Raw genomic sequence first — 23,139 nt, 5'->3', positions numbered from 1 at the left:
GGACTGGCGCAACGCCATACATGCTTTCAAATCGGCCTGCCTAGTCATTGCTATCGACCGACGCTATTGAAACCTGAGGCCATCCGCCCCATCTAAGGCTCATCTCCATTTATGCAGGTGCCCCATGAGCGACCAGCAGTCCGACGCCAACCAGCCGCACCCCGACGACGATCACGAGCACGAAATCCTCGGCTCTGGCGGAAAGAGCCTCGCCCTCCCCGGCCAGAACCTGCCGGATCAGGTGTACATCATCCCGATCCACAACCGTCCTTTCTTCCCCGCGCAGGTGCTGCCGGTCATCGTCAATGAAGAGCCCTGGGCCGAAACGCTGGAGCTGGTCAGCAAATCTGATCACCACTCGCTGGCGCTGTTTTTCATGGACACCCCGCCCGACGACCCGCGTCATTTCGACACCAAGGCATTGCCCGAGTACGGCACGCTGGTCAAGGTGCACCACGCCAGCCGCGAAAACGGCAAGCTGCAGTTCGTCGCCCAGGGCCTGAGCCGCGTGCGCATCAAGACCTGGCTCAAGCACCATCGCCCGCCGTTTCTGGTGGAGGTCGAATACCCGCACCAGCCCAACGAGCCGACCGACGAGGTCAAGGCCTACGGCATGGCGCTGATCAATGCGATCAAGGAGCTGCTGCCCCTCAACCCGCTGTACAGCGAAGAGTTGAAGAACTACCTCAACCGCTTCAGCCCCAACGACCCTTCGCCGCTGACCGACTTCGCCGCCGCCCTGACCTCCGCCACTGGCGTCGAGCTGCAGCAGGTGCTCGATTGCGTGCCCGTGCTCAAGCGCATGGAAAAAGTCCTGCCGATGCTGCGCAAGGAAGTGGAAGTCGCGCGCCTGCAGAAAGAGATCTCCGCCGAAGTGAACCGCAAGATCGGCGAGCATCAGCGCGAGTTCTTCCTCAAGGAACAGCTCAAGGTCATCCAGCAGGAACTGGGTCTGACCAAGGACGATCGCAGCGCTGACATCGAACAGTTCGAAGAGCGTTTGGTGGGCAAAACCCTTCCGGCACAGGCGCGCAAGCGCATCGACGAAGAGATCAACAAGCTGTCGGTGCTGGAAACCGGTTCGCCGGAATACGCCGTCACTCGCAACTATCTGGACTGGGCAAGCTCAGTGCCGTGGGGCGTGTATGGTGACGACAAGCTCGACCTGAAACACGCGCGCAAAGTGCTGGATCAGCACCACGCCGGCCTCGACGATATCAAGAGCCGCATCCTCGAATTTCTCGCCGTCGGCGCCTACAAAGGCGAAATCTCCGGCTCCATTGTGCTGCTGGTCGGCCCGCCGGGGGTGGGTAAAACCAGCGTCGGCAAATCGATCGCAGAATCCCTGGGCCGTCCGTTCTACCGTTTCAGCGTCGGCGGCATGCGCGACGAGGCCGAAATCAAGGGTCACCGTCGCACTTACATCGGCGCCCAACCGGGCAAGCTGGTGCAGGCGCTGAAAGACGTGGAAGTGATGAACCCGGTCATCATGCTCGACGAGATCGACAAGATGGGCCAGAGCTTCCAGGGCGACCCGGCCTCGGCGCTGCTCGAAACCCTGGACCCGGAACAGAACGTCGAATTCCTCGACCACTATCTGGACCTGCGGCTTGATCTCTCGAAGGTGCTGTTCATTTGCACCGCGAACACCCTGGACTCGATCCCTGGCCCGCTGCTGGACCGGATGGAAGTGATTCGCCTGTCCGGCTACATCACTGAAGAAAAGCTCGCCATCGCCAAGCGCCATCTGTGGCCCAAGCAACTGGCCAAGGCCGGCGTGTCGAAAAACAGCCTGATGATCAGCGACAGTGCATTGCGCGCGGTCATTGAAGGGTATGCGCGAGAAGCCGGTGTGCGGCAGCTGGAAAAACAGCTCGGCAAACTGGTGCGCAAGGCCGTCGTCAAGCTGCTGGACAACCCGGACACCGTGGTCAAGATCGGCCCGAAAGAGCTGGAGGCCTCGCTGGGCATGGCGGTCTTCCGCAACGAACAAGTGCTGTCGGGCACCGGCGTGATCACCGGTCTGGCCTGGACCAGCATGGGTGGCGCGACGCTGCCCATCGAAGCGACGCGCATTCATACGCTCAACCGCGGCTTCAAGCTTACCGGCCAGTTGGGCGACGTGATGAAGGAATCCGCCGAAATCGCCTACAGCTACGTCAGCTCCAATCTGGCGAAGTTTGGCGGCGATAAAAGCTTCTTCGACGAAGCCTTCGTTCACCTGCACGTGCCTGAAGGGGCGACGCCGAAAGACGGGCCAAGTGCCGGTGTGACCATGGCCAGCGCGCTGCTGTCCCTGGCGCGTAACCAGGCGCCGAAAAAGGGCGTTGCGATGACCGGTGAACTGACCCTGACCGGGCACGTACTGCCTATCGGCGGTGTGCGGGAGAAAGTGATTGCGGCGCGTCGGCAGAAGATTTACGAGCTGATCCTGCCGGAAGCCAACCGTGGCAACTTCGAAGAACTGCCGGATTACCTGAAAGAGGGCATCACCGCGCACTTCGCCAAACGTTTTGCGGATGTGGCGAAGATATTGTTTTAGGACGGGGCCAGCATCACTTCCACGGGGGCAATTCGTGACCTGTGGAAGTGGGCATCACAGACAAGGAATGCAACATGCTCGACTTCAACAACAAAGGCTTTTTCAAACTCAAGCAGAACAACGAATACGCTGAGCGTGTGGCTGCGCTGCTGCTTGATGATGAAACCGTCATCGATGCCTACAAGTCGATGCGCGACGGTGTTGTCTTCACAACCAAGCGGATCATTTCCGTCAACGTGCAAGGCATTACCGGCAGCAAGAAGGACTTCACTTCACTGCCGTATAAAAACATCGTGGCCTACTCGGTGGAAACCTCCGGGACCTTCGACCTCGATTCCGAACTCGAAATTTACTTCTCCGCTCTGGGCAAGGTGAAGTTCGAATTCACCGGGAAGACCTCCATCGTCGAAATTTCCAGGTACATCTCTCAATTCGTTCTCTGAACGATACCCGTTGACCCGGCAGCGACCCGTCGCGGCGTGATGCAGGCTGATCCCCGGTCTCGCGGCGTAGACGGAGCGGCAAGGTTTCAACACATCCATCTTCGGTTATCCTGCGCAAACGTTGCCTACGACCGGAGCCTTCATGACCCCTGCCCGCCTGCTCGTCCCGCTCAGCTTCAGCTTGCTTGCCGCTTGCGCCCAAGCGCCGAAACAGATTGTCTCCCTGGACGATCAGCAAGAATGCCCCCTCACCCTCAAAACCGGCCAGACCCTCATGCTGATGCTGCCCAGCAATCCCACGACCGGGTACCGCTGGCTGATGCAAAATCCTGCGCCGTCCGTCCTGAGCAGCCTCGGGCCTGAGGTGTTCAATGCTTCTAAAGATGTCGGGCTGGTAGGTGAAGGCGGTCAGTCGGTCTGGCGCTACCGAGCGGCCAATCCGGGCTCGGGTCACCTCATGATGGTCTACCAGCAGCCCTGGGCGCCGGAAGTGGCGCCGGAACGCACTTTCGATTGCGTCATTACGGTGAACTGATCGCCAACTGATGCCGCGCCCGCCCCCGCAGGAACGTCCGTGCCGGCGAAGGGCTATTCAGTCGCTGAGCACTGGCGTGAGCCTCTGTCATTCGGCCAGTAACTGCGCAGCATCGAAGCCCATGCGCAAGTTGCCCCAATGACGGCCTTCGAAGAAGAACGGCACGTCGATCTCGGTCATGATTTCGCCGGTATCGCGCAGGTAGGTTTGCAGCAGGAAGCGCTGTTGGTTAGCGGCTGCGCGCAGGCCGATGGGGTCGGCGAACATGCGCTTGTTGCGGCACACCGGCAGGTCAATAGCCCGGTCGCCCGTCGGTTTTTTCGACACCCAGCTGTTGTTCACCGGGCAGTAACCCTTGCTGTCGACGATGAAGGTGACCTTTCCGCCCCGCGTGCCTTTAGTGAGCGCGTCACACTCTTCCTGACAGATCTGCGCGAAGCGTTCGGTGTAGCTGGTCGTGTATTGCTTGGGGTCGGTACCGGGAATCAGTTTGTAGTTCTGATCGAACAGGTTGACGCCCTCACGTTGCAGCGCGGCCAGGCGTACCTGGAGCCGGTCGCGGCAATGACTGGCGCGTGTAATGCCAGCGTCCAGCGCGCCGTGCCCGAGAACAAACCGTCCCAGCAGCGCCTGGACCTTTTCCGCCACGCCCGACAGATCGCGGGTGGCGGTTGCGGAATGCTGCATGCGCTGGTCAATCGACTGGCTGTCCGCATGAATCTGCGTCACGCGGTCGTTGATGCCGGTGTTGCTGTCGGCGAACTGCTGGATGTGCGAGGCAATGTCCTCCAGCTTGGTGTGGGTGGATTCGAAGTCGCCAATCATGCTTTCGAAATGCCCTGACGCGCGCTCGACCACTTTCTGCGTCTCCCGGGCGCTGTGGCTGATCTGCGTGGTTTGCTCGTGGGTCGAACTGACTTCCAGCAACATGGCGTCGATGTTCTGGGAAATGTCCTCGGTGGCGCGGCTGACGTTCTGGGCCAGGGTCCGGACTTCGTCGGCAACCACCGCGAAACCACGCCCGCTCTCCCCTGCACGCGCCGCCTCGATCGCCGCGTTGAGCGCCAAAAGGTTGGTCTGGGAAGAGATCTGTTGAATCAATCCGACGATGGATTTGATGCTCGACGAACGTTGGTTCAGCGCCGAAACCAGCGTGCCGAACTCATTCAGGCTGCTGGAAATCTCACTGATGTTGCCGGTCACTTCCAGCAGTTCAGTGTAGGAATCACGGGCCATGCTGAGGTTCTGCGCGGTGGTCCCGGAAATGCCCTGGGTCTGCCGGGACACCTCGGCAATCCGCCCCACTGCGTCGTTACTCTGCTGCATGACTTCCTTGGCGAAGCGTGCCTGATGGGTCGCGCTGTCGCTGGAGTCGCTGATGTTTTTCAACGACCGCGCAGACTCCACGGCAATGTTCACGGTTAACGCCTGAACGCTGCTGATGATCTCCCGCTGCTTGGCAAGAAACCGGTTGCAGGTGCTTGCCAGCACGCGGATTTCATCGTGGGTCAGCAGCGGCAAGTCCTTGGACAGGTCGCCCTCGCCATTGGCAATACCTTCCAGCGCCAGGGTCATCTGGGTCACCGGCCGCACGATCAAGTGCCGGAAATACCAGACCATGAAGCTGACCAGACACAGGGTGAACAGCGTGCTGGCCAGAATGGCATTGCTTAGCACATCGAGCTTGCCCTCGATCATGCTTAGCGTCCCCGCCGGCAACTGCGCGCTGCGCAACTGCAGCAGCACGTCGGCGCGGATGCTCACGGCCACCCAGTACACCACGGCGCTCACCACCACCATCAGAAACAGGCTCGACAACTTCTTGGTCAAAGAGTCGAAAAACTGCCTCTCGACGGACTCGTACAACGCCTTGAACGCATGCATGCCACGGTTCCCTGTGCCAGTAATGAAATGGGTTGCGAATTAAGGTGTTTCGACTGCCGAAGTGAAAGCTTTAATGCTGCGGGGTGAAGGACACGCGATCATGGCCAGCGTTGCAGCCAACAGCAACGCAAGGAATAAATGACATTGATTCTCAATTGTAACTTCCCGATAATTGAGAACCATCATCATTTGTTACATTCGCCGGAGCGTTGCCCGCCATGCGTCACTCGATCCCCTTTTGCCCAAAGGCCCTTTCGTTAATTGCCCTGAGCGTGCTCAACACAGCGAATGCCGAAGAGACAGCGCTCAGCCTGCCGGCCACTGACGTGACGTCAACCGCCACCTACGGCGACACCGGCAACCCGCAGGGCTACCAGGGCAAACCCAGCAGCACCACCACTCGGCTGGACCTGACCAACCAGGAAACGCCCCAGGGCGTGACCAACATCAAGCGCGAGCAAATGGATGACTTCAAGCTCAACAGCATCCGCGATGTGTTGACCAGCACCCCCGGCGTCAACGTGCAGAAAGTCGAAACAGACCGCACCTACTTCACCGCGCGCGGTTTCGACATCAACAACTTCCAGTACGACGGCACGGCCATGCCGATGACCAATGGTTTGCTGGTGGGCGACATCGACCTGGCGCCCTACGAGCAGGTCGATATCGTACACGGCGCCAACGGCTTGATGTCCGGGGCCGGCAACCCCTCGGCCACGGTCAACTTCATCCGCAAACGCCCGACTTACGATCCCCAGGCAAAGATCGACGTAACCGCCGGTTCCTGGGACAAACGCCGGGTGGACATCGACGTCTCCGGCCCCCTGACCGACTCGGGCAACGTGCGGGGGCGCGTCATCTACGCCAACGAAAACGGCAACTCATACCTTGATCGTTACGCCCGCGAGAAGAACATCTTCAGCGGTCTGCTGGCATTCGACCTGAGCGACAGCGACACGCTGACCCTTGGTTACGAGGACCAGAAAACCAACGCCAATGGCTCAAGCTGGGGCGCACTGCCGTTGGTCGACGGCAATGGCAACGCCATTCATTACAGCAGCATCCATTCCAATATTTCCCAGCCGTGGGTGCATTGGGACGTTCACACGCAACGTGCGTTTGCCGAGTGGGAGCACACCTTCGCCAACGACTGGAAGTCGAAGCTGACGGTCGCCGGCGCCGAGCACCGCGAAGACACCGAGATGTTCTACATGTACGGCGACAGCACCTCACCCACCGGTTACACCGGGCTGGGCTCCAAGTACAAAGACAAGAACCTCGAACTCAGTGGTGATTACTCGCTGAGCGGGCCGTTCACGTTGGGCGGTCGCGAACATCAACTCACGCTGGGGGCGAACGCTGCACGCCAGCGCAATCGCGAATCCTCGCAGTACGGTGACGCCCTCAACTACTCGCCTGTGACCCTTGAAGATGCGCTGCATGGCTACCTGCCGCGTCCGACTTACGCTGCCGCGTTACCTGCTGCGACGTCGAACTACACCGATCGCCAGAAAAGCGTTTACGCCGGCGCGCGCTTCAGCCTGACCGACGACCTGCACCTGATCACCGGCGCGCGCATGCTCAGCGCGGACAGCAATGGCGACAACTACGGCTCCGCGCGGGAGGTGCGCATTCACGGCAAGGTCACGCCGTATGCCGGTATGGTCTACGACCTGACGCCCGAATACGCGCTGTACGCCAGTTACACCGAAGTCTTCAATCCGCAGTACTACCTCGACACCCAAGGCCGGGTGCTCGATCCCCTTGAAGGCAAAAGCTACGAGGCAGGCATCAAGGGACAGTTGATGGACAAGAAGCTCAACGTGAGCGCAGCGGTGTTCCATGCCAAGCAAGACAACGTGCCGGGCAGTTCGACCTATGACGCCAGCCTGGGCGGCTACGTGTACGAGGCGATGTCCTACGACAGCAGCGGCGTGGAGCTGGAGGCGTCGGGCGAAGTGGCGCCAGGCCTGCAAGTCAACGGCGGGTACACTTACGTTTACATCACAGACGACAACGACAGCCGTGCGCGCAAGTTCATCCCGCGCCACGCCTTGACGTCGTCGATGACCTACCAGTTGCCGATGGCACCGAAGGTCAAGGTCGGCGGCAGCCTGAGCTGGCAGAGCAAGACTCAGAACGACGACTCGCCGGCCGCCCGCCAGGATGCCTACGCGCTCATCGGCCTGATGACCCGCTACGACATCGATCAACACTGGAGCACCCAGCTCAATCTCAACAACCTCACCAACGAGAAATACCAACAGAGCCTGCGCTACAACCAGAGCAACTTCGGCGATCCACGCAACTTCACCGCGTCGGTGAGCTGGAAGTACTGATTACAAGGCTCGCCTCCAAGCCGCACACGGGCAACCGGCGCGGCTTTTTTACCCACGACGCAGACGTCAGCAAACCAGCGATGAGATGAGGTTCCAGCCGAGGGAAGGAATTGGCTAAAATGCCGCACTTTTCGCCTTGTCCCCCGGAATCGCCGTGAGCCCAGAACCCGACCGCCTATTCGCCCAGCCGCTGCCCCAGGTGCCCGACTTCGCCTTCAACGAAGACGTGGTGCGGGTGTTCCCGGACATGATCAAGCGCTCGGTGCCGGGCTACCCGACCATCGTCGAAAACCTCGGCGTGCTCGCGGCGCAGTTCGCCCAGCCCCATAGCGTGCTCTATGACCTGGGCAGCTCATTGGGCGCCGTCACTCAGGCGTTGCGTCGGCATGTGCGCACTGAAGATTGCCGGGTGATCGCCATCGACAACTCGACGGCCATGGTCGAACGCTGCCGCGAATATCTCAACGCTCAGGACTCGATGTACCAGGAGCTGCTGCCGGTGGAGGTGATCGACGGCGATATTTTGAATCTCGAGTTTCAGCCCGCCTCGGTGGTCGCCCTGAACTTCACCCTGCAGTTCATCGCGCCGGAACAACGCCTCGCTCTGCTGACGCGTATCCGCCAGTCGCTGCTGCCCGGCGGCGCGCTGATCGTGTCAGAGAAGCTGCGCTTTGATGACACCGAAGAGCACGCGCTGCTCACCGATCTGCACGTCGCCTTCAAACGCGCCAACGGTTACAGCGAGCTGGAGATCGCGCAGAAACGCAGCGCCATCGAAAACGTGATGAAACCCGACAGCCTTGAGCAGCACCGCGAACGCTTGCTGGCTGCCGGATTCAGCAAAGTCGTGCCCTGGTTCCAGTGCCTTAATTTCGCCTCGTTGATTGCTCTGCCATGATTGATCTCGCTCCCCTGGTCCGCCGTCTGGCGGGCACGCCACTGTATGCCTGGGCCCAAGGCCTGCAGGCGCAACTCGACGCGAAGATGGAAAAGGGTCATGGCGACCTGGAACGCTGGCAAGGCGCGCTGAATGCCTTGCCTGATCTGACCCCAAGCCGCATCGAGCTCAAGAACGATTTCATCCTCGACGCCGACTGCGATGACGCCACCCGCGAGCAGACCCGCGCCGCGCTGATGGGCTTGTCGCCGTGGCGCAAAGGCCCTTTTGATGTATTCGGCGTACACGTCGACACCGAATGGCGCTCGGACTGGAAATGGTCGCGGGTGTCGCCGCACCTTGATCTGAAAGGCAAGCGCGTTCTGGATGTCGGTTGCGGCAACGGCTATTACCAGTGGCGCATGCTGGGCGCCGGTGCTGACAGCGTCATTGGTGTCGATCCCAACTGGCTGTTCTTCTGCCAGTTCCAGGCCATGCAGCGTTACCTGCCCAATCTGCCAGCGTGGCACCTGCCGTTCACCCTGGAAGATCTGCCGGCGCGGCTGGAGGGTTTCGACACGGTGTTTTCCATGGGCGTGCTCTACCACCGCAAATCGCCGATCGATCACCTGCTGGCGCTGAAGGATTGCCTGGTCAAAGGCGGCGAACTGGTGCTGGAAACCATGGTGGTGGAAGGCGACGCGAATCAGGTGCTGGTGCCGGAAGACCGCTACTCACAGATGCGCAACGTGTGGTTTCTGCCGTCAGTGCCCGCGCTGGAACTGTGGCTGCGCCGCGCGGGCTTCGTCGATGTGCGCTGCGTCGACGTCAGCACCACCACGGTTGAAGAACAACGTGGCACCGACTGGATGCGCTTTCAGTCGTTGAGCGATTTCCTCGATCCGGCCGATCACAGCAAAACCGTGGAAGGACTGCCAGCGCCCCGGCGTGCGGTAATTGTGGGGCGCAAGCCGTAACCCGACAAAAGCGCTATTGCGCGCGCTCATTGAGCATGACAACACCGCAGATGTCAGTGCGGACAAATCACCCGTGGGAGCGAGCTTGCTCGCGAAGGCATTCTGTCTGCCGACATAGTGAGTGAGAGTGCCGGCCTCTTCGCGAGCAAGCTCGCTCCCACAAAGTTTGTGTCTGCTGCACGAAAGCGGAGTGTCAAGACGATGCGCAATCCCCTATCTGTCACTTGCCATGAGCAGAATCCGCCGCCGCCAGAATCAACGCCTTCATCTCCGACACTGCCGACTTGAAGCCGACAAACAGCGCATGGGCCACCAGCGCGTGGCCGATGTTCAGCTCGTTGATCCCCTTGATCGCCGCGACGGCTTCAACGTTGTGATAGTGCAAACCATGGCCGGCGTTGACGATCAGGCCCTGGGCCAAACCGAAGGCGACACCATCGGCAATACGCTTGAGTTCTTCGGCCACAGCCGCCGGGGTTTCGGCATCGGCATAACGGCCTGTGTGCAGTTCGATGGCCGGCGCGCCAACCCGGGCGGACGCTGCTATCTGTCGCTCATCGGCGTCGATGAACAACGACACTTCGCTGCCGATAGCCGACAACCGCTCAACTGCTGCCTTAATGCGCGCTTCCTGACCGGCAACATCCAGCCCGCCTTCAGTGGTCAGTTCCTGACGGGTTTCCGGCACCAGGCAGATATGCGCGGGCCGAATGCGCTCGGCGAACGCCATCATCGCTTCGGTGACGCCCATCTCGAAATTCATGCGCGTTTGCAGCACCTCTTTCAGCAGCAACACATCGCGTTCCTGAATGTGCCGACGGTCCTCACGCAAATGCACGGTGATGCCGTCGGCGCCTGCTTCTTCAGCATCCAGGGCGGCCTTGACCGGATCGGGATAGCGCGTGCCCCGGGCCTGGCGCAGGGTAGCAACGTGGTCGATGTTCACGCCGAGCAGAATGCGAGTGCTGTGGGTCACGGGGTTCTCCTGATTACTGTGGCGGTGCCAGCCAGTGGCGGCTGATTGCGCACGCGAGGAAGGATTTTCTAGGTTTGCGCGGCAGGACGCTAGAGTTTGCGAAACAATTCACGGCTGACCAGCGGCCGCCCGCCCAGATGCACGGCCAGGGCCTGGCGCATCAGACGCTTGGCCGCCGACAACGCGCCTGGCGAACTCCAGTCCGCCTCAGACATCGCCTGCAATTCGGCGCCCTGAAACAATCCCGGCTGAAACAGGTAAACCCGCTCAAGGCCAGCATCCACTTGAAGCCGGTACATGCCATCCCTCGCCAGTGGCTCGCCGTTCACATCTGCATCCAGCGCGAAGCCGTAACCGAGATCGTCCAGCAGCCGCCACTCGAATGAACGCAGCAACGGTTCGAGCGCGCGCCCTTCGGCCAAAGCGACAAGCGTCGCGGCGTAATGTTCGAACACGCTCGGGTGGGGGTCTTCGGCGGGTAGCAGACGAATCAGCAACTCATTGAGGTACAGACCGCTGAACAGCGCCTCGCCTTCCAGCCACGTGGCGACGCCGGAGCCTTCCATCCGCCCTACGTTCTTCAACTCGCCCCGCCCGCGAAACTCGACTTCCAGCGGCACGAACGGCCGCGCCATCGTCCCCGCCTTCCCCCGAGCGCTGCGCAACACTGCACGCAAGCGACCCTGCGGGGTGATGAAATCAACCAGTGCGCTGTTTTCACGATACGCACGGCTGTGCAACACATAGGCGAGCTGACCGACGGGAGGGGGCTGTGACATGGCTATCTCGATGAAAGAACACGGCAGAACGGGCCATCTGAAACGACTGTGGGAGCGAGCTCGCTCGCGAAGACACAGGTTCATGCGCTAAATCTTCAGCGACTGAAATGCCGTCTTCGTGAGCAAGCTCACTCCCACAGGATTGCATGTGCAGCGTGGATCTGGCCGACAGGGCAGTCCCTACAGACCAGCGATGCCGCCGTCTTACAAGTCGCCGTATCCCAGCGAACGCAACGCACGCTCGTCATCGGACCAGCCGCCTTTGACCTTGACCCACAGATTGAGCATGACTTTGGAATCGAACAGCACTTCCATGTCACGGCGCGCATCCGAGCCGATGCGCTTGATTCGCTCGCCCTTGTCGCCAATGATGATTTTCTTCTGCCCGTCCCGCTCGACCAGAATCAGCGCGTGGATATGCAGCGTCTTGCCCTGCTGCTTGAATTGCTCGATCTCGACGGTGATCTGATAAGGCAGCTCGGCACCGAGCTGACGCATGATCTTCTCGCGGACCAGCTCTGCCGCCAGAAAACGGCTGCTGCGGTCGGTGATCTGATCTTCCGGGAAGAAGTGCTCATTCTCCGGCAACTGATCGGCGATGACTTTCTCCAGCGCTTCCAGGTTATGCCCCTGCTGCGCCGAGATCGGGATGATCTGGGCGTTCGGCAGTTGCTCCTGCAGCCAGGACAAATGCGGCATCAGCGCGCCCTTGTCTTCGATGCGGTCAGTCTTGTTCAGCGCCACGATCAACGGGCCGGTCACGTACTGGACGCGCTCGAGGACCATCTGGTCTTCTTCGGTCCACTTGGTGCGATCAACCACGAAGATCACCACATCGACGTCTTTCAACGCTGCCGACGCGGTTTTGTTCATATAGCGGTTAAGCGCTTTGTCGCTGTTTTTGTGCATGCCGGGTGTATCGACGTAGACCGCCTGCACGGCGCCTTCAGTCTTGATGCCGAGCATGTTGTGACGGGTCGTCTGCGGCTTGCGCGACGTGATCGCCAGTTTCTGGCCGAGGATGTGGTTCAGCAACGTCGACTTGCCCACGTTTGGCCGGCCAACGATGGCGACATAGCCACAGCGTGTTGCAGGTGAATCAGTCATTGCCATTCTCCACACCCAGGGCGATAAGGGCTGCGGCCGCTGCTACCTGTTCGGCAATGCGACGGCTAACGCCTTGTCCCCGGCTTTTTTCATTCAATAAAGAGATCTCGCATTCGACGAAGAAGATTCGGCAATGCGGCTCGCCCTGGATATCCACCACTTCATAGCGGGGCAGATCACAGGCGCGTGACTGAAGGAATTCCTGCAGCCGTGTTTTCGGGTCTTTGTTGGTGTCGACCAGCGTCAGGGTGTCGAACTCGCTGGCCAGCCAGGCGAGCACGCGATCCCTTGCCATGTCCATGCCGGCGTCGAGGTAGATCGCGCCGATCAGGGCTTCCAGTGCGTCGGCCAGAATCGACTCACGTCGGAAGCCGCCGCTCTTCAGCTCACCCGAGCCCAGGCGCAAGTACTCACCCAGGTCGAATCCACGGGCCAGCAGCGCGAGGGTCTCGCCTTTTACCAAGCGAGCGCGCAGGCGGGACAACTGACCTTCCCGTGCCTGGGGGAAACGCTCGAAAAGCGCTTCACCGGCGACGAAGTTGAGAATGGCATCACCGAGGAATTCCAGACGTTCGTTGTTTCGCCCGGCAAAGCTGCGGTGGGTCAGGGCCAGGATCATCAGTTCCTGATCCTTGAAGGTATAGCCGAGCTGACGCTCCAGGCGACTCAATGAAACGCTCACGGTTTACCCACGCTGAATTCGTGGTCGAACTTGACCACCAGATCGAGGTTCTGGATCAGTGGCTCACGTTTTTCGTAGTTCAAATGGGCGAGGAACCTGTTGTTCTCCGTCGTCACAGTTAACGCCTTGTTCAAATCCAAATCCCGAATGTTATTGACCTGCATGCCTTTGGCCACGTAGGCGTAAAGGTCACCGGCGTTGGTGATGTCTGCCGTGCGATCGGTGCCGGCAGTTTCGATGATTTTCTTCATCGACAGGTAGTCCATGTAATGCGGCACGATCTTGGCGGCGGTGCTTCCGACAAAGGCCAGAATCGCCAGCAGCACCAGCCAGCCGATGAACGACAGGCCCTTTTGCGGACCGGCAGACGTCATGGTTGCTTTCAAGAGTAGCCCTTCCCTGTCACCTGCGAGATCAGCCACGCAACATGGCCCTGAATGACATACGGCGCTGCCAGTGGCAGCGCCGCATCGATTACTTGATCAGACCGACTCGCGAGAAGTTCGGAAAGTGGCTGAGCTTGGGTTCGGGCCAGCTCATCCAGACCGCGAACGCCTTGCCGACGATGTTCTTGTCGGGGACCATGCCCAGCTCGTCCTTGGGAATATTGGGGTCATCCCAGTAACGGCTGTCGTTCGAGTTGTCGCGGTTGTCGCCCATCATGAAATAGTGCGCGGCAGGCACGGTCCACTCGTGATCAGGCGGCGCGCGGTAGCGGCTCATTTCCTGTCGGATCTGGTGTTCCACCTCGCCCAGCTTCTCGTTGTAAAGCTCTGCGCTGCCCAGCGTGCCCGGCTCGGAACCGATCAGCTGCTTGGCCACCAGTTGCCCGTTGATGAACAACTGCTTGTCGTTGGTGTAGCGAATCACATCCCCTGGCAGGCCGACGACGCGCTTGATGTAGTTGACCGTGGGGTCGCTCGGGTAGCGGAACACCATCACGTCGCCACGCTGCGGATCGCCGACCGGGATGACCTTCAGGTCGATCACCGGCAAGCGGATGCCGTATGAGAACTTGTTCACCAGGATGAAATCGCCCACGTCCAGCGTTGGCTTCATCGAGCCCGACGGGATCTGGAACGGTTCAACCAGAAACGAGCGAAGCACCAGAACGATGAACAACACCGGAAAGAACGACTTGCCGTATTCGACGAGGAACGGCTCCTTGTTCAACCGGTCCACGACCGCGACATCAGGCTGGCTCACGCTGCCTTGATAGTTCGCTATCGCGTTGCGGCGACGCGGCGCCAATATGATCAGATCGAACAGGGCCAGCAAACCGCAGACAAACACGGCGACGACCAGCAACAGCGGGAAATTGAGTGACATAGGGCCTGACTATTCCAACCTGAGCACTGCAAGGAAGGCTTCCTGTGGAATTTCCACGTTGCCAACCTGCTTCATGCGTTTCTTACCGGCCTTCTGCTTCTCGAGCAGCTTGCGCTTACGGCTGACGTCGCCGCCATAACATTTGGCCAGTACGTTCTTTCTGAGCGCCTTGACGGTTGTACGCGCGATAATCTGGCCGCCAATGGCTGCCTGGATTGCCACGTCGAACATCTGACGAGGAATCAGTTCTTTCATCTTTTCAGTCAACGCGCGGCCTTTGTAGGCGGCGTTGTCACGATGCACGATCAACGCCAGAGCGTCGACCTTTTCACCGTTGATCATCACGTCCAGGCGAACCAGGTTGGCCGACTGATAACGATCGAAATGGTAGTCCAGCGACGCGTAACCACGGCTGGTCGACTTCAGTCGGTCGAAGAAATCCAGGACCACTTCGTTCATCGGCAAGTCGTAGGTCACTTGCACCTGCGTACCGAGGAACAGCATGTCGTGCTGAATACCACGTTTCTCGATACACAGCGTAATGACGTTGCCCAGGTGCTCTTGAGGCACAAGAATGTTCGCCCGCACGATCGGCTCACGCATGTCCTCGATCGTGGACAGGTCTGGCAATTTCGACGGGTTGTCGACGTAAATGGTTTCACCGGTCTTCAGCAGCAGCTCGAAGATTACCGTCGGCGCGGTGGTGATCAGGTCCAGGTCGTACTCGCGCTCAAGGCGCTCCTGGATGATCTCCATGTGCAGCATGCCGAGGAAGCCGCAGCGGAAACCGAAGCCCAGCGCGTCGGAGCTCTCCGGCAGATATTGCAGGGAAGAGTCATTCAGCGTCAGCTTCTGCAGCGCATCGCGGAAATCTTCGAAGTCATCGGAGCTGACCGGGAACAGACCGGCGTAGACCTGCGGCTGAATACGCTTGAAGCCGGGCAGCACCGGAACGTCCGGCGTGGTGCTCAGGGTCAGGGTGTCGCCCACTGGCGCGCCGTGAATGTCCTTGATGCCTGCGATGATGAAGCCCACTTCGCCGGCTTTCAGATCAGCGGTGGCGCTGTGCTTGGGGTTGAACACGCCCACGCTGTCGACCAGGTGCATCTTGCCGGTCGACTTGACCAGAATCTTGTCGCCCTTCTTGACCCGGCCGTGACGCACACGCACCAGAGAGACGACGCCCAGGTAGTTGTCGAACCACGAATCGATGATCAGCGCTTGCAGCGGGTCTTCGATGTTGCCGGTCGGCGCCGGAATGGTATGGACCAGACGCTCGAGCACCTCGTCAACGCCCAGGCCGGTCTTGGCGCTACAGACCACGGCATCAGTGGCATCGATGCCGATGATCTTTTCGATTTCTTCCTTGACGCGGTCCGGGTCGGCCTGAGGCAAATCGATCTTGTTCAGGACCGGCATGACTTCCAGGCCCTGCTCGATAGCGGTGTAGCAGTTGGCGACGGATTGGGCTTCTACGCCCTGACCGGCATCGACCACCAGCAACGCGCCCTCACATGCCGCCAGCGAGCGGCTGACTTCGTAGGTGAAGTCAACGTGCCCTGGGGTATCAATGAAGTTGAGCTGGTAGGTGATGCCGTCCTTCGCCTTGTAATAAAGCGTGACGCTGTGGGCTTTGATCGTAATCCCGCGCTCACGCTCCAAGTCCATGGAATCGAGGACCTGAGCTTCCATCTCGCGCTCGGTCAGGCCGCCGCACATCTGGATGAAACGGTCGGCCAGCGTCGACTTGCCATGGTCAATGTGGGCGATGATGGAGAAATTGCGGATATGACTCAAATCACTCACGGATCAACACTCGAAAAAGGTCGCAGGCAGACTGCCCGCCAAAAATAGCCGGGAATTGTACCTGAAGGAACGATCAGGCGTCACGTTCACGCGCAGAGCCTGCGCGCCATGCCTCGAGAGGGCACAAAAAAAGGAGCGGTCTGACCGCTCCTTTTCGCTGTGCCTGACGGATTATTCCGCCAGCTTGAACGTGATGAATGTCGCGCGGCCCTGACGCAGAACGCGCATGGAGACCGAGCGATTCTTCGGCAGGCCCTTGGCCACTTCAGTGAACTGCTTGGACGAAGTGATCGCCTGATTATTCAGGTGAGTGATGACATCACCCGCCTGCAAACCGATGAGCGAAGCAGGACCGTCCTGAACTTCCTTGATGACGACGCCGCCCTTGAGATCCAGCGATTTCATCTGCTCAGCGGTCAGATCAACCACCGAAACGCCCAGACGGTTGCTGCTGCGCTCGACACCAGTGTCGGCTGCGCCCATTTCTTCACCTTCGGCAGGCAACGCGCCCACGGTCACGGTGAGTTTCTGACGCTTGCCGTCGCGAATCACTTCGAGTTCGGCCTTGCTGCCGTCCTTCAGGTTGCCGATCAGGTGCGGCAGGTCAGCGGACATAACGATCGGCGTGCCGTTGGCGCTCAGGATCACGTCGCCTACCTGCAAACCACCCTTGGCGGCCGGACCGTCTTCAAGGACTTGAGCCACCAGCGCACCGGCCGGCTTGTCCAGACCAAACGACTCGGCCAGGTCTTTGTTGACTTCCTGAATCACGACACCCAGCCAGCCACGGTTGACCTTGCCACTGGCTTTGAGCTGGTTGGCAACGTCCATCGCCACGTCGATCGGGATCGCGAACGACAGGCCCATGAAGCCACCGGAGCGGGTGAAGATCTGCGAGTTGATACCCACCACTTCGCCCGCCATGTTGAACAGCGGACCGCCCGAGTTACCCGGATTGATCGCGACGTCCGTCTGGATGAACGGCACATACGTGTCATTTGGCAGGCTGCGGCCCTTGGCGCTGACAATGCCTTTGGTCACCGAGTGGTCGAAGCCGAATGGCGAGCCAATCGCCAGCACCCACTCACCGACTTTCAGCTTATCGGAGTTACCCAGCTTGACGGTGGGAAGGTCCTTGCCATCGATCTTCAGCACCGCAACGTCGGTACGTGGATCGGTGCCGATCAGCTTGGCTTTCATCTCGCTGCGATCCGAAAGACGCACGAGGATTTCGTCGGCGCCATCAATGACGTGGTTGTTGGTCAGGATGAAACCATCAGCGGAGATGATGAAGCCCGAGCCTAATGACTGCGCCTCACGCTGACGATCGCCCTTGCCCCCTCCTGGCGGGCGGGAGCCGGGCGGCGTGCTGCGCTCGAGAAATTCGCGCAGCATCGGTGGCAGGCCTTCCAGATCAGGCATCTGACCCTGGGCAACCGAGCGGTCCGGCAACTTCTGCCGCGTACTGATGTTGACGACGGCGGGGGAAGCCTGCTCCACCAGAGAGGTGAAGTCCGGCAAGGCTTCGGCCTGAGCGGTGATGACCTGTCCAAGCATCAGCACAGCGGCCATCCAGGCCAGGTAAGGTTTCAAGCGTGGTATCGACATATGGCTCCCGTTTACAACGAGCATGGTTAAGCGGTACGAGCCCGCAGGCTCGCGAAGCATCTGTGCGCTGCAGTCTCCTGCAGCACCTGTATCTGCTCCAGTTTCCTGGACCCTGAAACAACAAAGGCCACAGCTGCGAAGCTGTGACCTATAGAAAAAAACACATCCAATTGCAACCGACAAAGCGCACTAAACATTTCATCAGTACCAGTGAAGCCCATATTTAAAGGCTTGTGAACGTGAACCGACCGGATGAAACCTTTTTCATCGTGGGCATCACCGGTGTGTAAATCAGTTTTTACTCGTAGCCGCAGCGTCGTCTCGCATGGACAACGCGATGCGCTCGGCCGTCCCGATCGGGATCTCGCCCACCACCGTCACCATGGCATCCCCTTTCGCCGTCGAGACGCGACGGGAGACGGCAACGGTCGGGCCCAACTGAGTGCGAATATCCGTCACCGCCGCGCCGTTGACCGGCTCAACAAACACAGAGAAGCGTGCGAGGCCATCGTCATACATCAGACTCGTCACAAGATCCTTCGAGTCAGGATCCTTGCGTGCCGCAGCGCTGCTCAGGTCAAAACCCGGTGGCAGCCAATTGGAACGCCATGCCACCTTTTGCTTAGGAGCATCAGGCTTCGATTTGACCATTTCGAGCGGCTTGCAGTCAGCACTGGGCGAGAGCATCTGGTCGGTGAGTGACTGGGAGGTATTGAGGTCGGTGAATTGAAAACGCTCGAGCAGTTGGCCCTTGTCGCTGAGCAACAAAGATTTCAACGGCAAGCCGGTTTCACTGTCGAGGTGCAGTTCGATACCGTAACGGTGCTGATCGCGAGGGGTCAGTGTGACGACATTGGCCAGGCGTCCGGCGACACGCGAGGTGCCTGCCGACTTGATGTCATACCAGGAAGATAACCTGGCAGCATCAAAAGCTCGGGCCGCAGAGTCCGGAACACTGGAGGCGCCCTCTTCGAGGGTACCGCTGGCGCACTGGGTAACCCCATTGACGCGCAGCACCTCTTGAGGAGTGCCATCCAGTTGAAGGAGATGCTCCCGAACCTTGCCGTCGGCAACCCGCTGCCAGATTCGGTGAGTGGAGAAGCTGCCGTTACGTTCGTAGACGAATGTTCCGGTGTAGCTTTGCTGCTGCTCAGCCTGCGCAAGACGTTTCAACTGATCTTGCGCGTCATCGGCATGAGCTGGAAGGACCAGCCATCCGCCCAGCAAAAGCGGCAGTAGAGGGATGGCGCGCATGATCCTCCTTAACGGTTTTCCAGGCTTGCAGCGCGGGCGAATGGCAGAGCGCCTTCGGCACCTTTCATGGCTGCTTGCTGGGCATGCTGGCGCAGGTAACCTGGCAGACGCTGGTCATGCCAGCCAGCCTGGTTCTGCAGCACACCGCTTGCCATTGGACCCGGAGACTGTTCGCCTTCGGTGTAACCTGCCAGTACCGCCGGGCCTTTGGCCTGCGGCATGGCAACGTTGGTCGGCTGAGTCTGCTGGGCCAGTTGCGCCCCTGCGATTTCATCCTGGTTATACAAACGTACGCCTGCCAGGACGGCAACGGTCACCGAGGCGGCAACGGCCAGACGACCCAGCGTGCGCCAAGGACCGCGACCGGCCTTGAGCGGGCTGACTTCATCAGCGATCCCGGCAGCAACGGCGGCCGAAATATCCAGATGAGGGATCAGTAGTTCTTTATGCATGGCTGCACGGGCAATCTGATAACGGGACCAGGTGGCACGTGTATCCGCATCTTCAATAGCGCTAAGCACTCGACGCAGTTCCAATTCGTCCGCTTCGTTATCCATCACCGCGGACAGCGATTCCTGCAGGGCTTCACGACTCATGGCGGTTCCTCTCTTGTGGCTATCGCCGCTGTCTCAGGTTTCCTGCAACAGAGGTTGCAAGGCTTTGTCGATGGCTTCCCGAGCGCGAAAAATGCGAGAGCGCACGGTACCAACGGGACATTGCATGACACTGGCAATGTCTTCGTAACTCAGACCGTCGAACTCACGCAAAGTTAAAGCTGTACGCAAATCTTCTGGCAGTAGCTGGATAGTTCGGTGGACGGTGCCCTCGATCTCATCCCGCAATAATGCCCGCTCCGGCGACTCGATATCCTTGAGGCCGTGATCGCCGTCATAGAACTCCGCATCTTCGGATCTGACATCGCTGTCCGGCGGCCGCCGACCTCGCGACACCAGATAGTTCTTCGCCGTGTTGATGGCGATACGGTACAGCCACGTATAGAACGCACTGTCGCCGCGGAAGTTACCAAGTGCGCGGTAGGCTTTGATAAAGGCCTCTTGCGCAACATCCTGGGCTTCGTGGGTGTCGTGAACGAATCTCACGATCAACCCAAGAATCTTGTGCTGATATTTCACCACTAGCAGATCAAAGGCTCGCTTGTCGCCGCGCTGAACGCGTTCAACCAGCTGCTGATCTTCTTCCTGGGTTAGCATGAACACTCCTCATAAAGCTTAAAGGAGCATCGCATCGGCTCTTTCGCAGGCTTGCAAACATAGACTCGGGCTTTAAGCAAAAGTTCTCCCCCCTTCAAGCAAGTTTCCGGCGGGCGTCTGCTGCCCGCGCGAAAAACGCCGCTCGAACCAGGTCGGCTGCGTAAATAATCTTGTCGTCATAAGCGCTCGCATTGGCTTGAACCCCCAACGCGTAACGTCGACGCTGTTCCTTTATGGGCAACCCACTATTGAACGTACGGGTTCATGAAAAGTTCCCATCGTTCACCTTTGGGCGTAGGACCCGCGTCCCATCAGTTGTAGGACTCAATCCGAATGAAGCTGTAGGAAAGATCGCATCCATCAAACGGGGTGCAGGACGTCGCAGGGTGGCGCACACTTCGCTACCACCGCGATCTAACCTTGCCATAAAGCGCGGCTATTGTGCCGTTCCACCCTTGCTTATACTAGTGGCCATTTAGACGCCGGGACCGAGATGAGTCAGCATTTCCAGCACGACGTATTGGTAATAGGCTCCGGTGCAGCCGGTTTGAGCCTTGCACTGACATTGCCCGGGCATCTGCGCGTGGCGGTTCTCAGCAAAGGCGATCTGGCGAACGGCTCGACCTTCTGGGCCCAGGGTGGCGTTGCGGCGGTGCTGGATGACGCAGACACCGTTCAGTCCCACGTCGAAGACACCCTCAATGCGGGCGGCGGCCTGTGCAGAGAAGACGCGGTCCGCTTTACAGTGGAGCACAGCCGCGAGGCCATCCAGTGGCTGATCGACTTGGGCGTTCCGTTTACCCGGGATGATCCATCCACCGTGGTAGACGGCGGCTTCGAGTTCCACCTGACGCGCGAGGGCGGGCATAGCCACCGCCGGATCATTCACGCCGCCGATGCCACCGGCGCGGCGATCTTCCGCACATTGCTGGCGCAGGCCAGGTCCCGTCCCAATATCGAACTGCTGGACCAGCGCGTGGCGGTCGATCTCATCACCGAATCGCGGCTGGGCCTGGAAGGTCAGCGTTGCCTGGGCGCCTATGTGCTGGATCGTTCGACGGGCGAAGTCGACACCCACAGCGCGCGCTTCACCATTCTGGCGTCCGGCGGCGCGGCTAAAGTTTATCTGTACACCAGCAATCCCGACGGCGCTTGCGGCGACGGCATCGCGATGGCCTGGCGCTCGGGCTGCCGCGTGGGCAACCTGGAATTCAACCAGTTCCACCCCACGTGCCTGTATCACCCGCAAGCCAAGAGCTTTCTGATCACCGAGGCGCTGCGCGGCGAAGGCGCCTACCTGAAACTGCCCAATGGCGAGCGCTTCATGCAGCGTTTTGACCCACGGGCCGAGCTGGCGCCCCGCGACATCGTTGCCCGCGCCATTGACCACGAGATGAAACGCCTGGGCGCCGACTGCGTGTTTCTGGACATCAGCCACAAGCCCGAAGACTTCATCAAAGGGCACTTCCCAACCGTGTACGAACGCTGCCTCACGTTCGGCATCGACATCACGCGTCAACCGATTCCCGTGGTCCCGGCCGCCCACTACACCTGTGGTGGTGTTGTGGTTGATCAGCAGGGCCGCACCGACGTGCCCGGGCTGTACGCCATCGGCGAGACCAGTTTCACCGGCCTGCACGGTGCCAATCGCATGGCCAGCAACTCCCTGCTGGAATGCTTCGTGTACGCCCGCTCGGCAGCGGCGGATATCTTGACTCAGCTCGAGCACGTCCCGCAGCCGCAAAACCTGCCGGCATGGGATTCGAGTCAAGTGACCGATTCCGACGAAGACGTGATCATTGCCCACAACTGGGATGAGCTGCGTCGGTTCATGTGGGACTACGTGGGGATTGTGCGTACCAACAAGCGTCTGCAGCGCGCCCAGCATCGGGTGCGGCTGTTGCTGGACGAGATCGACGAGTTTTACAGCAACTACAAGGTGAGCCGCGATCTGATCGAGCTGCGCAACCTGGCCCAGGTCGCAGAGCTGATGATTGCGTCGGCGATGGCGCGCAAGGAGAGCCGAGGGCTGCACTACACGCTGGATTACCCGGACATGTTGCCCGAAGCGCTGGACACTATTCTGGTGCCGCCCACCTTCGCCGGCTGAACTTAAGCCGTAAACGCAGGCGTCGGTGGCTGTCTGGCGTCATGGCGTCTGCCGGGATGCACAGGCTTCGCACCCACAGACGGCTCAGCCAGTGGCCCGTCGGCACCCTGAAACGCAGCACGACCATGTGCGGCAGCGCCAGGCTGTCCGGGCGTAGCTGCACCGGTTGCCAGCCGCCCTCCTCGCTCCACAACGCCCAACCGCTGCTGTCACGCCGCAGCCCCGTGGATGACTGCGGCTGATCAAGCAAAATGGATGGGCGAAGACGACGTGATGCATGCAAAGCGCACAGCAGGATGCCGATAGCTTTGGCCCACAGGGGCACTGACAGAAGGACTATCGACGTCAGCGCAACGATTTGCGTGACGAGGTACGCCGTCAGCAGCGCCCGGGAGGCTTGCCAACGGCATTCGAAACGATCACTTCGGCTGGACACGGTCCAGAATCATCCGAACCATGCGCTGCAGCTCCGGGTCTTCAGACTCCGCGCGCTGCATGAACCAGCCGAACATGTCCTGGTCTTCGCAGGTCAGCAGGCGGACATAGAGGTCTCGATCGACCTGGTTGAGCGTCGGATATACTTCTTTGACGAATGGCACCAGCAACACGTCCAGCTCGAGCATGCCGCGACGGCTGTGCCAAAAGAGGCGATTGAGTTCAACATCTTCGACCATGGAGGG

Annotated in this window: 21 protein-coding genes; 7 read left to right on the top strand and 14 right to left on the bottom strand. The window is 59.9% G+C overall.

Going from position 1 to position 23,139, the window contains the following annotated elements; translation table 11 throughout:
• Positions 1-124 precede the first annotated feature (124 nt).
• From lon to AC3ISG_RS05395, 3 genes are all read left to right on the top strand, one after another.
• Complete coding sequence (lon, locus tag AC3ISG_RS05405) at positions 125-2,542, top strand: endopeptidase La (protein WP_272629993.1); 2,418 nt, start codon at positions 125-127, stop codon at positions 2,540-2,542.
• 74 nt (positions 2,543-2,616) lie between these two features.
• Entirely contained in the window at positions 2,617-2,985 is a 369-nt protein-coding gene (locus AC3ISG_RS05400) for a PH domain-containing protein (RefSeq protein WP_122536070.1), read from the top strand.
• Between the two features lie 142 nt (positions 2,986-3,127).
• Positions 3,128-3,520: a protease inhibitor I42 family protein gene (locus AC3ISG_RS05395; RefSeq protein ID WP_489298677.1), complete on the top strand. Its 393-nt coding sequence runs from the start codon at positions 3,128-3,130 to the stop codon at positions 3,518-3,520.
• 87 nt (positions 3,521-3,607) lie between these two features.
• Here AC3ISG_RS05395 and AC3ISG_RS05390 read toward each other — a convergent pair whose 3' ends face one another.
• Positions 3,608-5,404: a methyl-accepting chemotaxis protein gene (locus tag AC3ISG_RS05390; protein WP_489298676.1), complete on the bottom strand. Its 1,797-nt coding sequence runs from the start codon at positions 5,402-5,404 to the stop codon at positions 3,608-3,610.
• 218 nt (positions 5,405-5,622) lie between these two features.
• Between AC3ISG_RS05390 and AC3ISG_RS05385 the strand changes: the two genes are divergently transcribed.
• The 3 genes from AC3ISG_RS05385 to cmoB all read left to right on the top strand — a co-directional run bounded on the left by AC3ISG_RS05385 (position 5,623) and on the right by cmoB (position 9,597).
• On the top strand, positions 5,623-7,743 hold the full coding sequence (locus AC3ISG_RS05385; protein ID WP_489298675.1) for a TonB-dependent siderophore receptor: 2,121 nt from the start codon (positions 5,623-5,625) through the stop codon (positions 7,741-7,743).
• A 154-nt stretch (positions 7,744-7,897) separates the two neighbouring features.
• Entirely contained in the window at positions 7,898-8,641 is a 744-nt protein-coding gene (cmoA, locus tag AC3ISG_RS05380) for a carboxy-S-adenosyl-L-methionine synthase CmoA (RefSeq protein ID WP_423572241.1), read from the top strand.
• Positions 8,638-9,597, top strand: coding sequence for a tRNA 5-methoxyuridine(34)/uridine 5-oxyacetic acid(34) synthase CmoB (cmoB, locus tag AC3ISG_RS05375; RefSeq protein WP_489298674.1), 960 nt, complete (start codon positions 8,638-8,640; stop codon positions 9,595-9,597). Before cmoA ends, cmoB begins: the two co-directional genes overlap by 4 nt.
• 220 nt (positions 9,598-9,817) lie before the next feature.
• Here cmoB and pdxJ read toward each other — a convergent pair whose 3' ends face one another.
• From pdxJ to rpoE, 11 genes are all read right to left on the bottom strand, one after another.
• On the bottom strand, positions 9,818-10,573 hold the full coding sequence (gene pdxJ, locus AC3ISG_RS05370; protein WP_122622376.1) for a pyridoxine 5'-phosphate synthase: 756 nt from the start codon (positions 10,571-10,573) through the stop codon (positions 9,818-9,820).
• Between the two features lie 89 nt (positions 10,574-10,662).
• Entirely contained in the window at positions 10,663-11,352 is a 690-nt protein-coding gene (recO, locus tag AC3ISG_RS05365) for a DNA repair protein RecO (RefSeq protein WP_489298673.1), read from the bottom strand.
• Between the two features lie 204 nt (positions 11,353-11,556).
• Positions 11,557-12,459 (bottom strand): GTPase Era, encoded by a 903-nt coding sequence (gene era / locus AC3ISG_RS05360; RefSeq protein WP_172609468.1) that lies wholly within the window; start codon positions 12,457-12,459, stop codon positions 11,557-11,559.
• The gene (gene rnc / locus AC3ISG_RS05355) at positions 12,452-13,141 is read right to left on the bottom strand and encodes a ribonuclease III (RefSeq protein WP_122536062.1); all 690 of its coding nucleotides are present in this window, start codon (positions 13,139-13,141) and stop codon (positions 12,452-12,454) included. The genes era and rnc overlap by 8 nt, the downstream gene beginning before the upstream one ends.
• The gene (locus tag AC3ISG_RS05350; protein ID WP_122536061.1) at positions 13,138-13,515 is read right to left on the bottom strand and encodes a DUF4845 domain-containing protein; all 378 of its coding nucleotides are present in this window, start codon (positions 13,513-13,515) and stop codon (positions 13,138-13,140) included. The genes rnc and AC3ISG_RS05350 overlap by 4 nt, the downstream gene beginning before the upstream one ends.
• Before the next feature lie 100 nt (positions 13,516-13,615).
• Complete coding sequence (gene lepB / locus AC3ISG_RS05345; protein ID WP_122536060.1) at positions 13,616-14,470, bottom strand: signal peptidase I; 855 nt, start codon at positions 14,468-14,470, stop codon at positions 13,616-13,618.
• A 9-nt stretch (positions 14,471-14,479) separates the two neighbouring features.
• The gene (lepA, locus tag AC3ISG_RS05340; protein WP_122536059.1) at positions 14,480-16,276 is read right to left on the bottom strand and encodes a translation elongation factor 4; all 1,797 of its coding nucleotides are present in this window, start codon (positions 16,274-16,276) and stop codon (positions 14,480-14,482) included.
• 171 nt (positions 16,277-16,447) lie between these two features.
• Entirely contained in the window at positions 16,448-17,884 is a 1,437-nt protein-coding gene (locus AC3ISG_RS05335; RefSeq protein ID WP_122536058.1) for a DegQ family serine endoprotease, read from the bottom strand.
• A gap of 291 nt (positions 17,885-18,175) precedes the next feature.
• Entirely contained in the window at positions 18,176-19,138 is a 963-nt protein-coding gene (locus AC3ISG_RS05330; protein WP_489298672.1) for a MucB/RseB C-terminal domain-containing protein, read from the bottom strand.
• Positions 19,139-19,146: 8 nt separating this feature from the next.
• On the bottom strand, positions 19,147-19,734 hold the full coding sequence (locus AC3ISG_RS05325; protein ID WP_122536056.1) for an anti sigma-E factor RseA C-terminal domain-containing protein: 588 nt from the start codon (positions 19,732-19,734) through the stop codon (positions 19,147-19,149).
• A 33-nt stretch (positions 19,735-19,767) separates the two neighbouring features.
• Positions 19,768-20,349, bottom strand: coding sequence for an RNA polymerase sigma factor RpoE/AlgU (rpoE, locus tag AC3ISG_RS05320; protein ID WP_037014368.1), 582 nt, complete (start codon positions 20,347-20,349; stop codon positions 19,768-19,770).
• Positions 20,350-20,842: 493 nt separating this feature from the next.
• Between rpoE and nadB the strand changes: the two genes are divergently transcribed.
• On the top strand, positions 20,843-22,459 hold the full coding sequence (nadB, locus tag AC3ISG_RS05315; protein ID WP_489298671.1) for an L-aspartate oxidase: 1,617 nt from the start codon (positions 20,843-20,845) through the stop codon (positions 22,457-22,459).
• Here nadB and AC3ISG_RS05310 read toward each other — a convergent pair.
• Positions 22,428-22,895: a protein YgfX gene (locus tag AC3ISG_RS05310; protein ID WP_122536054.1), complete on the bottom strand. Its 468-nt coding sequence runs from the start codon at positions 22,893-22,895 to the stop codon at positions 22,428-22,430. The genes nadB and AC3ISG_RS05310 overlap by 32 nt on opposite strands.
• On the bottom strand, positions 22,879-23,133 hold the full coding sequence (locus AC3ISG_RS05305) for an FAD assembly factor SdhE (RefSeq protein ID WP_065992433.1): 255 nt from the start codon (positions 23,131-23,133) through the stop codon (positions 22,879-22,881). Before AC3ISG_RS05305 ends, AC3ISG_RS05310 begins: the two co-directional genes overlap by 17 nt.
• Between the last annotated feature and the right edge of the window lie 6 nt (positions 23,134-23,139).

The organism is Pseudomonas sp. GL_135, from assembly GCF_057834665.1.
The sequence above is the reverse complement of the archived record's forward strand: the minus strand, read 5'-3'. Positions and strand labels throughout refer to the sequence as shown.